Source organism: Butyrivibrio sp. YAB3001, assembly GCF_900112195.1.
Lineage (GTDB): Bacteria > Bacillota > Clostridia > Lachnospirales > Lachnospiraceae > Butyrivibrio.
Map to the genome: position 1 here is coordinate 425,658 of NZ_FOKR01000002.1, position 11,636 is coordinate 437,293.

Genomic DNA, 11,636 nt, shown 5'->3' on the forward strand with positions numbered 1-11,636 from the left:
GGTTATTTCATTGTTACTACTCGAAATGTCTAAGCAGTAACTTAAATGATCTTTAGAAAGGGAAAAGAACATGTTAAATATTGGAAAAATCGAAGAGGGTTTTGTTTTGGATCATATACAGGCCGGAAAAAGCATGCAGATCTATCGTCATCTTGGTCTTGATAAGCTTGATTCCACGGTTGCGATAATAAAAAATGCCCGCAGTAAAGCTATGGGCAAAAAGGATATATTAAAGATTGAATGTGATGTTGATTCTCTCGACCTTGATGTTCTGGCATTCATAGACCACAACATCACTGTCAACGTAATACAGAATGGGGAGATCATTGAGAAAAGAGCTCTGGTTCTTCCAAAGCAGATTGAAGGGGTTATCAAATGTCATAATCCCAGGTGCATCTCTTCTATTGAGCAAGAGCTGCCGCAGATATTCTATCTCGCAGATGAGAAGAAAGAAATCTATCGCTGTAAATACTGCGATGAAAAGTATAGTGATGGGGATGCGGCTTCGCATTAATTGTGTGGGAGCTTTCCTTACGCCCATTCCACGCTCGGAACTTTCGTTCCTCGCTGCTACAGCTTCGCCGTATACATAAAAATAAAAAAAGAAGTTGCTCAGCAAGCTGGCAACTTCTTCTTTTATTTTTATGTGCATGGCTCATTAATATCCAAACTCCTGTGCCCAGTACCAGCTTCCGTCTTCGGTCTGGCAGATGGCAATTCCGACTGTCTTGTAGCCACCGTCCATGATGTTGGCTGCATGTGTAGGGGAATTCATCCAAGCTGTGTAAACACTGTCAGCTGACTGGTACTTCTTAGCAAGATTCTCACCATACTGACAACTACTATCAACTGTCCAAAAATCTGAACCATTTGGTCTTGTGTGTGAGAAAGTTGTTGTAATCTCACTTGCTCTAACCTGTGCTGCATTTGTAAGTGCATTGCTCCAGGCAAGTGCTGCTAAGCCTCTTGCAACTCTTTCCTGATTCATAAGAGCAAATACAGCCTGACATGCATCTAATGCTGCCTGGCTTGATGCAGCTGAACCTGCAAGTGCAATAGCTTCATCATCAATATAAATTTCACCAACACCTTCATCTAATCCTCTTACAGCAGCCTGATCATCAATAACTGAATTTGATGAGGAACCGCATGCTACGAAGGTGAATGCCATTACTACAGCTAATGTTACTGCAAACACTTTCTTAAACTTTTTCATATCATCACTCTCCTATAAGAAAATACATCAAGCGTGCAAACTAACGCACTATGATTTTTTATCTACCTTAATCCTACATGAACGAAAAGTCATATTCAATAAAATAACAATAACATTTTGCTAAAATAAAGATATTATTTCATGTTCGGATAGTGATGAATGAAATTATATATCAGTACCTCTACTATCTGATCCAGGCAGCAGATTTATACGTATGTACTACAAATCTTTTCCCGCTTCCCGAGGCACCGCTACAGGTAGAAAGTGTAAGAAGACTTGGTCTTTGTGAGAAGTCAGCTTCCTGCGGACGAGGATACGCTGAATGAAGCTGAATATATTCCAAAAATTCATCATACGTATCATTAGTTTCAACTACTTTATAAGCTTCACTTCCCACCTTTGTTATATAATATCCAAATACTCTGTACTGAAAAACATAGTCTTTAGTATACACATATACATAAGGATTTTTTTCTAAAAGCTCTTTATTCTCATCCTGGTAAAGCATTTTTAACTTTCCAAACATTGACTTGTTCTTCATATTATGACCAAAAACTATGTCATGCATTCCTCTGAATTCCGGGTCGCTAAGCACATCCTCATATATGCATCCCGCTTTATTTACCTGTTTGTCAAAAGTCAGATGAATATACTCATCAACTTCATTTTCTTTTACCACAGGATAACTGATATCAAGGCAGGGGAAATAAATCCATGCGACCACATCCGGATTAATTGCCTCAAGCTTATCAAAATCAATCTGTATCAGAGGATAATCAATAACCTCAGACTCATCCTCCTTTGTCGGCCATACAACAGCCTGTGACTCAATCTCCTCATACTCCTCATCAGCCACAGCATATTCTTTCTGATCATCGTAAATCTTGTACGACTCATATGCAATTATCCCCAAGCAAATGATAATCGCAATAATTCGTATAAACTTAAACACTTTATGATTCATAACATCCCCCTCTATTACTTAATCATTCACAAATTATGTTAAACAAAATACACTGCACAGTAATAATCACTTCAAATTAATCTTATCACGAATAAATTACACTGTCACATTTCTCCGTCAATGTGTATACTATTTTGTAGAGGGTTACTGAATCATTCTCTAACGAAATACGCATCACAATGCGCATTTTTATCCGACTAGTAACATTAGAGTTTTAGAAAATCACCGCGCAGACGAACACAAACATTTATACCTGCTCATGGGCAAAAAAACAGCGACTAGCTTATACCCCACAAATGGAGGCAAATATGAACGAGAAAAAAAGTATTTTCAAGATGATTCATGCGGACACTTTTCACTGGACTGATTCTGCCATAATCTCATTACTACTCTCAGCAGTACTAATGATTCTCGGTCAGGGCTTAGGTGAACTACTAGTGATACTTCCATTCCGCAATCAGGTCTTGAATGATGAAACAGGCTACCTTTTAATCCTTGTTGAATACCTTTATTTCATCGGCATGTGGCTTCTTATTCTTCTCTACTGCTTTATAGTAAAGAAAAATCGCCCTATATTAAGTGCATTATGGACAAAACCATCTGGAAATAATGTAAAATTCCTTCTCCTTGGAATTCTTCTTGGTTTTGGAACAAATTCTATTTGTGCAGTAGCAGCTCTCCTGCACAAAGACATTGGTATATATTTTAATTCATTTGATCTTTTGAAATTAATAAGCCTGTTCCTGGCAGTGTTTGTACAGTCATCCGCAGAAGAACTGCTCTGCAGGGGATTCCTTTATCAGAAACTTCGTAAGGGCTACAGGCACCCGGCTGTTGCGATAATACTTAATGCAACTCTTTTTGCCGCGCTGCATCTGTTAAATCCGGGAGTAAGCGCCCTCGCGATAATGGATATATTTATAACAGGAATATTCTTTTCACTGATTGTTTATTACATGGACAGCATATGGTGCGCAATGACGCTTCATGCAGCCTGGAACTTCACACAGAACATTATTTACGGACTGCCTAACAGCGGAATCGTATCTCCTTACTCACTTTTCAAACTTGATGCTGCAGCAGCAAAAGACAGTTTTGCTTACAGCGTAGACTTCGGACTTGAAGGCACAATTCTTGCAGTAGCTGTTATGCTTGTCTGCTCTGTAGCAGTTTACTTAATCTATTCAAAGAAGAACGTAAAACCTTATGACCCTTGGAAGCAATAATTATAAAAACTACGAAACAATTATTTTTCATATTGATGTAAATTCGGCATTTCTTTCCTGGTCTGCAATCAAAATGTTAAAGGACAATCCGGGGAGTGTGGATCTAAGAACAATCCCCTCCGCCGTCGGGGGAGATGTAAAAAGCAGACACGGGATCATTACTGCAAAATCGATTCCTGCCAAGAAATACGGAATCGTAACTGGTGAACCTGTCGTAAAAGCACTTCAGAAATGTCCCAAGCTTGTGCTTGTTCAGTCTGACTTTGCCACCTATAAAGAGTATTCTCACGCTTTTATAAATGTGCTAAAAAAATACTCTCCTCTTATTGAACAGGTTTCAGTTGATGAAGCGTATGTAGATATCACAGGAACAAGAAATCTATATAAGAATTCCGAGACAGCAGAGTTTCCATTCCCACTTAACATTGCAAACCTGATAAAAAACGAGGTCAGGGATACTCTGGGATTTACTGTTAATGTGGGTATCTCCTGTAACAAACTTCTGGCAAAGATGGCAAGTGATTTTCAAAAGCCAGACAGGATTCATACTCTTTTCCCAGAAGAAGTTCCTTTAAAAATGTGGCCACTTCCTATCGGAGATTTATTCGGATGCGGAAAATCGACAGCTGAAAGATTGAATTCACTTGGTATCAGGACTATAGGCGATGCTGCAAAAGCAGATCTTTCCTATCTTATTGGCTTGCTCGGTGAAAACTCCGGCTATTACATTCACGAAAGCGCAAACGGTCATGGAAGTAATGTGATTTCTGACAGATACGAAGATGCCAAGAGCTATTCCAATGAAACCACGCTCTCTTCTGACCTGACTTCAGATAGTTATGACAAGGACATAATCCCGATTTTGCGCCATCTCTCCCAGAGCGTATCAAGAAGACTAAAAAAGGACCATGTATATGGCAAGACAGTCACTGTCTGCGTCAAGACAGGGAGCTTCAAGCGCCATTCCTGCCAGATGCAGCTTGACAACTCCATTGATGATGACAATCTTCTTTTCAAATATGCCAAACATCTTACGGACAAGCTCCTTTTGGGAGAAAATGGTCTTTTTGTAAAGGGAGAGGTAGTCAGACTTGTCGGCGTAGGCGTAACCAAGCTTGATGATGGTTCATTCAGGCAGTTATCATTATTTGATCCTGAATTATCGGTAAAAAAAGATGCTGAAAACACGATCAGCATTGAACGTCAGAAAAAACTTGACAAAATGTCAGAGGCAATCGATGCAAGATTCGGCAAAGGAAGCATTATAAAAGGAAGCAGCCTAAGGAAAGAATAATTTATCCTTAGGCTTTCTTTATCTTTTTATTAAACATTTTTGTCAGTCTGAAACTCTTTTTGAAGCCACATCAAAAGTCTCACCAGCGTTTTTTCTTCATCAAATAAGTATACGTATCCCTGAAGAGATTCCGCTTTCTGGCGAAGAGTCTTGGAATGGCTCCAGACACATATCGCAGACCTCCCTTTCCCGTTTCTGGCTTCCTGAATAAGATTTGCAGCAGCACTATTACCGTCAAAAGCTATAAGCAGCGATGGACGTCTTTCAAATATCTCATAGTTAAAACTCTTATATATTCCCATTCCCATGGATTCTATGGAAACCCTTATAAGCACTCCGGCTTTTTTTAGCTTGTCAACTTCGCTTTGAGTTACAAGAGCGGGAACTACCGCATAAATTCTGAACTTCTTATCATTATGCTCAATAAGATATTTCTCATATCCTGAAAGTTTATGACCTATTACAAAGCACACCTCATCCGGATTTAAAAATTCAAGAAGGTTATCCAGCTGTCTTGCGCCTTCCGGTGTAACTCTTGTTGCTCTGTTTTCAGTATTAAAACTACCTCCAAGGAGCACGATTGGCAGTCTGTCCCACTCAATCTCAGAGATTTCTTCCTTAAATTCCCTGTTTGCATCAAGTTTTCCAACCTGTTTTTTGCCTTTGGACGAAATCTTAACAGTCTGCATCTTTTCCAAAAGAACTTCTTCCATGTCTCTTCCTGCAAGAAGTTCTGCATATTTAGCCTTTTTTAAAGAATATGCTTCCCTGCTCTTTTCTATGATTGATTTCTCTGTCTGACGCATGAGCCTCATCTCATCCTCAGAAAGCCCCAGCATTTTTTCCAAAGATAGCTGTTCATCCATGGAAGATGTTCCGTACAAAGCCGCTCCATCTGTGCCCTGTACGCATTTGATCCCGTGCTTTAAATATTCTTTTAACGGATGCTTATCCAAAGAATTGAGGTTATTAAGGCGCACGTTACTTGTTATCTGGAACTCAAGAACCACATTGTTTTCTTTAAGTTCTTTTAAAACCTTTCGTCCTTTCTGTGACTTAAGGCTATAAGTATAAAGTCCATGTCCCAGACGCATTCTTGGCATAGGCTGTGAAGGAGCAAGGCTTTCTTTTACGCACTCTATGCTGTGAGAAATATTATCCTTCTGGCTGTCATTTTCTCCAGCATGAACGCGGATAACAAAAGTCGGATCTTTAGCTGCAATTTTCACTATTTCCTCAAAGACAGGCTTAAGTGTGATGATATCATTTATCTCCTCACCCACAAAATCACAGCCTGCAACATAAGGATCAAGGGAAGTTGCCTTTAACACTTCCAGATTCTCTTCCAGATAGTTTGAAGGAGTCACTGCATCCTTAATAATGGTCAGCGGAATCCTTCGCATAGCTGCAAGGAAACGAATCATAACCCCTGTATCTCTGTAGATACTTGGCATCACCTCGTGAACCTGTCTTAGCATTTCAATCGATTCATATTTTTTTACAAGAGTTGTATCGCTTATTTCAGCGTACTCAACACCCTGCCTCTTATAGTTTCTCGCAATCCATAAAAGCTTATCCTGAAAAATAGTATTGTTGCAATAATCAGGATTTTCCTTGTCTATCAGCATCTGAATAAGCGCGCCCTTTACTTCCTCATCCGGTATCTGATACACGTTGGAGATATTTATCTTATCTTCGCTTTCTTTTCCCTTCGCAAAGACATATCTGTAAAGATACACTTTTTCAAGATTCGTAAATACCGCCTGTCCGTCCCTGATTATACCCAGTGAACCGCGAATTTTCACTATATTAAGCTCGGCATTATCAAGGTTATTAAGAATTAAATCTGCAAAATTTATAAACGTATTGTCATCAATTTTTCTGTTCAGATATTTTCCTTTTAACTCAGATGTAATAAACTGCCTTGCTACCTTTTCACGCTGTATATTAACCTTCGCCCACTGAGTCTGAGTAAGCTTTAAGTCAAGTTTTTTTACATAATAAAGCGGGTATCGTATCTGATGGTAAATTCCAAGGGCTATAAGAATATCAGCAGGAAGATTGCCATTCATATGTGTGTGAAGATCACCCCTGAATTTGAGTTCTTTTTTAATATAGGTCTTAAAGATAGTCTTCGAAATATCCAGCTGATAGTCCTTGGTCTGGCTCATAAGCGTCTTGGCAATTGCCGGAACCTGCGCAGTTACTTCTACTGTCCCATCCGTATGAATTGAAGCCACTTTAATATTCCCAAGTCTGAAAAGATATATCTCCTCGCAATTTGCATCGATATAACAGGGAATCTCTCCCTTTATGACCAACATGCCATTCTCATCCTGCGTAAGAGGTTCATTACAGGTAGCCGCAAGATTTCTTATCAAATTTCCGGTATGATGGTTTGGCGTTGACAGGCAAAAGAAAAGTCTGTCCAGCTCTCTATATACGTCAACCACTATATCCTTTTCATTATCCAAAAAGAAAAAAGTAAAATAAGTCATCTTAACCTCTTTTAATCCGATAGAACAAAAATTTTATCGAAGCCATAAAATTTATCTGTAAGCTTCTAGACCAAATTCTGCATATCTGATGGCAGCATTGATTTCAGCTTTATTATTTCTCCTGAGATAGGCTGTGCAAATTCGATATAGCCTGCATGCAGAGCAGCCCTTGTCATGCCATGATTATCTTCAATCTCTTTTCCGTAAAAATTGTCCCCAAGTAAAGGATGCCCGATATAGGACATATGAACCCTTATCTGATGTGTGCGGCCGGTGTCAAGTTTAAGGCGCACCAAGGCATAATCATCATACTGCTTTTCCACATGATAGTGAGTGATTGCTTCTTTTCCATTCGGATTAACTTCCCTTATCATGCGGTCATTTTCTTTTCTCTCAATGGGGGCATTAATTGTCCCATCAGAAACCTCAAAAACTCCCTGACACAGGGCAAGATATTCCTTTCGCCTTGACATGTTTTCTTTTTGCTTGGATAAAAGAGCTGCGCTATGCCTGTTCTTGGCAAAAATAACCAGTCCTGAAGTTTCACGGTCAAGACGTCCTATAGTTCTGATAACATGATTTTGCCCAGTCTTTTCAAAATATCCTGCAAGATAATTGCTCAGAGAATCCCGGTAATGCGCATAGGACGGGTGAACCACCATATCACCGGGCTTATTTAAAACTATAAGATCCTCGTCCTCATAAACTACTTCAATTGGTCCATCCACAGGAACAATATCTCCTGCATTTTCATTGTCTTCATATACTCTGACTATCAATTCATCGCCCGGAAAAAGATTGTCGATGAGCCTTATGGGAAGCATTTTTTTATTACTTGCTTCACGTAATTCATCTATTGCAAAACTACTTTTTTGATTTATTGTATCGCTATCTATTACTTCATTTTCTGCGTTTCTGATTACCATAACACCATCAGAAAACTTCTTACATCTGCTCACCTCACGGCTTGATAAATGCATTATATCCCGCATTATCTCCCCTGCTGTAATTACATCTTCCGCATTTTCAGCGAAAGAAACCTTGTATCTTAATTCTCTAAAACTCATATCCATAACAAAATTATTATTACTTATCTGCGTGTTATATGATGTCAATGTCAAAAGTAATGTCATCGTTAAACGCAATGTGCTCGGACAATCCCACATAATATACACAGATTTACTTTCCATTATTTTTTACAGCCATAAGTTTACTGACATAATCGCCGGTATTCTTATGTCTTTCTTCTTTGTCTTTATACAAAACATCATCCGCCTGCTTTAAGACCTGCTCGCAAGTCATCCCCGGAGTAGTACATACGTATGCTCCCGTACTAAACAAAAGCTCATAATTTATTGTTTTATTGTCTTTTAGCGCATCAGAAAGCCATTCTCTAAAATTATCAGAAAGTTCTTTCTCTTTTCCTGCAACAACAAATTCGTCGCCACCCCATCTTGCAGCTACCGCATCTTTTGAAAGAAGTATTTCCCTCAAAGCCCCTGAAAATGCGATCAGAGCCTTATCACCTTCATCATGCCCAAGTATATCATTAATACTCTTGAAATAATCAAGATCAACCATTATTACAGTCAAGGGATTTGCTTCACTGCAGGTAGCTATCTCCTCAGTCATGAACTCCGTCATGCGCCTTCTGTTATAGAGCTTGGTAAGCGCATCCGTGTAGATCTGAGAATCCTGAAGTTCAACAAAAAGTTTTAACACAACAGGAATTACACAAAGCTCTATAGCAGGAAGATTTAATAAGAAGCCGATCAAAATACCACTTATAGTAAAGAAAAGAATAAATAATATCTGGCTGCTGTATTTTCTCTTTTCAGGCTTTGTCCTTGCCTTACTCCTGTTATAGATTGAAATCGCAGTCGCAGAAATAAGATATATATAATCCATCAAAAGAATAAAGCCCATCATAGGTTTAAACACAGCTATCGTATCTGTCAATTCGAAAACATAGACATGAAGAGGTGTAAACAAAAGGACAAGACAGATAAATAGAGGAAGATTGATAAGTATAGTCAAAAAACTAAATTTGTTTTTGCTCACAAACTTTGAGGAAATATGAAGGCTTGCGTATACATGAAGGAACCAGAAATAACACGCAAAAGACATCGCGCCAAATCCCACAGCTATTATGAAACATACAATAACCGGAGGAAAAAGTGTATAAAAGTCATCGCCAATAAGAAGTCTTATGTCCTCAAAACAATAAACCATAAAAGACACAAGCATTCCCTTAAAAGCTCTTACTTCGCGCTTATTTCCTATGCTTTCATTACATTTGAAATAAATGATATTTAATGAAATAAGACATACCAGCAAGATAAGTAAAATAAAAGGCTTTATCTGATATTCCAGCGGAATCATATTCATGTTATTATTCTCCCACATACTAACGATTTAATATAAATGTCGCCATCGACATTTTTACGAACACGTTAATGAGTATAACACATAAGCCAAAATGCTGAAAACATTGAAAACAGCAAGTGGAACGCACCCGATCCAGATGTAAAATACCTCAAAGGCCAAATGAACACACGCTAAGCCAGTCGCAGATGTCAGATATTGTTTTTGACTAATATAGTTTCCATCTTCGACCTCATTTTTATATCTTCTATGGCTATTTTTTATTTGCATATTTTCCATAATATCATTGTAATTCAGACCAATAATATACGCAAATAAAAAGAAAAAGAACAATTCCTTAAAAACTCATAGTAAAATTGAGTTCAGGGATTGTTCTTTTTTACAATTATGCTATCTCAATATTTCTTGTAGCGATAACGTCAACACCCGTTCCGGCTACATCTTGAATAAGAATATCTCCGATGTGTACAGGGGCTTTTACCAGCGCTCCATCGATATCCTTCATAACTTCAAAAATCTTATCCTTAGGAATATCGCTGGCAGTCTTGCATGATACTCTTTCCTTGTCGCCGCCTGAAATTTTCACTGTACTTGTTACTATTCGGGTTGGATTTACAACTTCTTTTCTGGCATATATATCACCCTTTGGGCATGTATTTCCGGCCACTTCAACAACTTCACCATTTTCCATGGATACGGTAAGCATGCATCCCATTGGGCATCCAATGCATGTTAGTTCTCTCTTTTCCATCTAAATATCTCCTTGTAAAGATATGTCTCATTACTCTTTTTCAATCTTAACTGTTATCTTCTTAAGTCCTTCATGTTCCTGAAGCTGAGATTTTCTTAATACTATCTGCTCCATTTCGCCCGGGGCAAGGATTCTTTTCTGGTTGTGCATGATGCGCTCATCATCAAAGTACACGCTGACAAAAGAATTCTTATAAACATCACCTACTCTGAATCTTACTGTGAGAAGGTCATCCATTCTGTCCACATTGATTGTGCTTGGAACAGTGTATCTTGCGCCCTCTGTAGCTGTTACTTCGATAACTTTATCTTCGGCAGCAGGTAATTTACAGCCATCATTTATATACTTAACAGCATTCTGACCTGCTCTCTTTGCCTCTTCTGAAACATAGTCCACGAGGTCATGAACGTGAAGAACATTTCCACACGCAAATACTCCAGGAATATTTGTTTCAAGGGACTCATTAACAATAGGTCCTGATGTAACTGTGCTCATCTTAACGCCTGCCGCTCTTGACAGCTCATTTTCAGGGATAAGACCACAGGATAAAAGAAGTGTATCACAGGTGTATCTTTCTTCAGTTCCAGGAATTGGCTTTCTGTCAGGGCCAACCTCAGCGATTGTAACTGCCTTAACATGCTCTTTTCCCTCAATATCTACTACAGTATGTGAAAGCTTAAGCGGAATACCATAGTCATCAAGACACTGAACAATGTTTCTCTTAAGTCCGCCGGAATAAGGCATCAGCTCTGCTACAACCTTGACCTTCGCTCCTTCAAGAGTCATTCTCCTGGCCATGATAAGTCCAATGTCACCTGATCCAAGGATAACCACTTCTCTTCCGGGCATATATCCTTCAATATTCACAAGTCTCTGAGCTGTTCCCGCAGAAAAAATGCCTGCCGGTCTGTAGCCGGGAATATTAAGCGCTCCACGTGACCTTTCTCTGCATCCCATAGCAAGGATTACTGCCTTTGCAGGAATCTGGAACATGCCATCTTCTCTGTTCATTGCTGTAACTATTTTTTCAGCAGAAATATCCATTACCATTGTATTTAGCTTGTACTCTATGCCAAGGTCAAGAACCTGTTTGATAAATCTATAAGCATACTCAGGTCCTGTAAGTTCTTCCTTAAATGTATGAAGTCCAAAACCGTTGTGAATGCACTGATTTAATATACCACCAAGTTCATGATCTCTTTCCAATATCAAAATGCTGTCATTTCCAGCTTCTTTTGCAGCCACTGCTGCTGCGAGGCCTGCAGGACCACCGCCAACTATAACTATATCGTATGTCTTCAT

The 11,636-nt window shown here is 38.9% G+C and carries 10 protein-coding genes; 3 read left to right on the forward strand and 7 right to left on the reverse strand.

Annotated features, from left to right (window positions below; all coding sequences use genetic code 11):
- Window positions 1-70: 70 nt before the first annotated feature.
- Entirely contained in the window at window positions 71-514 is a 444-nt protein-coding gene (locus BM086_RS01845) for an aspartate carbamoyltransferase regulatory subunit (protein WP_092322538.1), read from the forward strand.
- Window positions 515-658: 144 nt separating this feature from the next.
- On the opposite strand, the gene BM086_RS01850 is transcribed toward BM086_RS01845, so the two are convergent.
- Window positions 659-1,216 (reverse strand): CAP domain-containing protein, encoded by a 558-nt coding sequence (locus tag BM086_RS01850; RefSeq protein ID WP_092322543.1) that lies wholly within the window; start codon window positions 1,214-1,216, stop codon window positions 659-661.
- Between the two features lie 184 nt (window positions 1,217-1,400).
- Window positions 1,401-2,180 (reverse strand): class B sortase, encoded by a 780-nt coding sequence (locus tag BM086_RS01855; RefSeq protein ID WP_092322546.1) that lies wholly within the window; start codon window positions 2,178-2,180, stop codon window positions 1,401-1,403.
- A gap of 308 nt (window positions 2,181-2,488) precedes the next feature.
- Here BM086_RS01855 and BM086_RS01860 point away from each other — a divergent pair, with 308 nt between their 5' ends.
- Together BM086_RS01860 and BM086_RS01865 are read left to right on the forward strand one after the other, a co-directional pair.
- Window positions 2,489-3,406: a CPBP family intramembrane glutamic endopeptidase gene (locus BM086_RS01860; protein WP_242952105.1), complete on the forward strand. Its 918-nt coding sequence runs from the start codon at window positions 2,489-2,491 to the stop codon at window positions 3,404-3,406.
- Window positions 3,387-4,700 (forward strand): DNA polymerase Y family protein, encoded by a 1,314-nt coding sequence (locus tag BM086_RS01865; protein WP_092322550.1) that lies wholly within the window; start codon window positions 3,387-3,389, stop codon window positions 4,698-4,700. Before BM086_RS01860 ends, BM086_RS01865 begins: the two co-directional genes overlap by 20 nt.
- 29 nt (window positions 4,701-4,729) lie before the next feature.
- On the opposite strand, the gene BM086_RS01870 is transcribed toward BM086_RS01865, so the two are convergent.
- The 5 genes from BM086_RS01870 to BM086_RS01890 form a co-directional block, all read right to left on the reverse strand.
- On the reverse strand, window positions 4,730-7,198 hold the full coding sequence (locus BM086_RS01870; protein WP_092322553.1) for an adenosine deaminase: 2,469 nt from the start codon (window positions 7,196-7,198) through the stop codon (window positions 4,730-4,732).
- A 65-nt stretch (window positions 7,199-7,263) separates the two neighbouring features.
- Window positions 7,264-8,331, reverse strand: a complete 1,068-nt coding sequence (locus BM086_RS01875; RefSeq protein WP_175560057.1) for an RluA family pseudouridine synthase — start codon at window positions 8,329-8,331, stop codon at window positions 7,264-7,266.
- A gap of 46 nt (window positions 8,332-8,377) precedes the next feature.
- Window positions 8,378-9,586 carry a GGDEF domain-containing protein gene (locus tag BM086_RS01880; protein WP_175560058.1) on the reverse strand — a complete coding sequence of 403 codons (1,209 nt, stop codon included), beginning with the start codon at window positions 9,584-9,586 and terminating at the stop codon, window positions 8,378-8,380.
- Between the two features lie 382 nt (window positions 9,587-9,968).
- Window positions 9,969-10,334 (reverse strand): DUF1667 domain-containing protein, encoded by a 366-nt coding sequence (locus tag BM086_RS01885; protein WP_092322562.1) that lies wholly within the window; start codon window positions 10,332-10,334, stop codon window positions 9,969-9,971.
- A 30-nt stretch (window positions 10,335-10,364) separates the two neighbouring features.
- Entirely contained in the window at window positions 10,365-11,636 is a 1,272-nt protein-coding gene (locus BM086_RS01890) for an NAD(P)/FAD-dependent oxidoreductase (RefSeq protein ID WP_092322565.1), read from the reverse strand.

What these genes read in the sequence shown, in the direction of transcription:
- BM086_RS01845 (WP_092322538.1), top strand. Translation starts at nt 71, where the DNA reads ATGTTAAATATTGGAAAAATCGAAGAGGGTTTTGTTTTGGATCATATA.
- BM086_RS01850 (WP_092322543.1), bottom strand. Translation starts at nt 1,216, where the DNA reads ATGAAAAAGTTTAAGAAAGTGTTTGCAGTAACATTAGCTGTAGTAATG.
- BM086_RS01855 (WP_092322546.1), bottom strand. Translation starts at nt 2,180, where the DNA reads ATGAATCATAAAGTGTTTAAGTTTATACGAATTATTGCGATTATCATT.
- BM086_RS01860 (WP_242952105.1), top strand. Translation starts at nt 2,489, where the DNA reads ATGAACGAGAAAAAAAGTATTTTCAAGATGATTCATGCGGACACTTTT.
- BM086_RS01865 (WP_092322550.1), top strand. Translation starts at nt 3,387, where the DNA reads ATGACCCTTGGAAGCAATAATTATAAAAACTACGAAACAATTATTTTT.
- BM086_RS01870 (WP_092322553.1), bottom strand. Translation starts at nt 7,198, where the DNA reads ATGACTTATTTTACTTTTTTCTTTTTGGATAATGAAAAGGATATAGTG.
- BM086_RS01875 (WP_175560057.1), bottom strand. Translation starts at nt 8,331, where the DNA reads ATGACATTACTTTTGACATTGACATCATATAACACGCAGATAAGTAAT.
- BM086_RS01880 (WP_175560058.1), bottom strand. Translation starts at nt 9,586, where the DNA reads ATGAATATGATTCCGCTGGAATATCAGATAAAGCCTTTTATTTTACTT.
- BM086_RS01885 (WP_092322562.1), bottom strand. Translation starts at nt 10,334, where the DNA reads ATGGAAAAGAGAGAACTAACATGCATTGGATGCCCAATGGGATGCATG.
- BM086_RS01890 (WP_092322565.1), bottom strand. Translation starts at nt 11,636, where the DNA reads ATGAAGACATACGATATAGTTATAGTTGGCGGTGGTCCTGCAGGCCTC.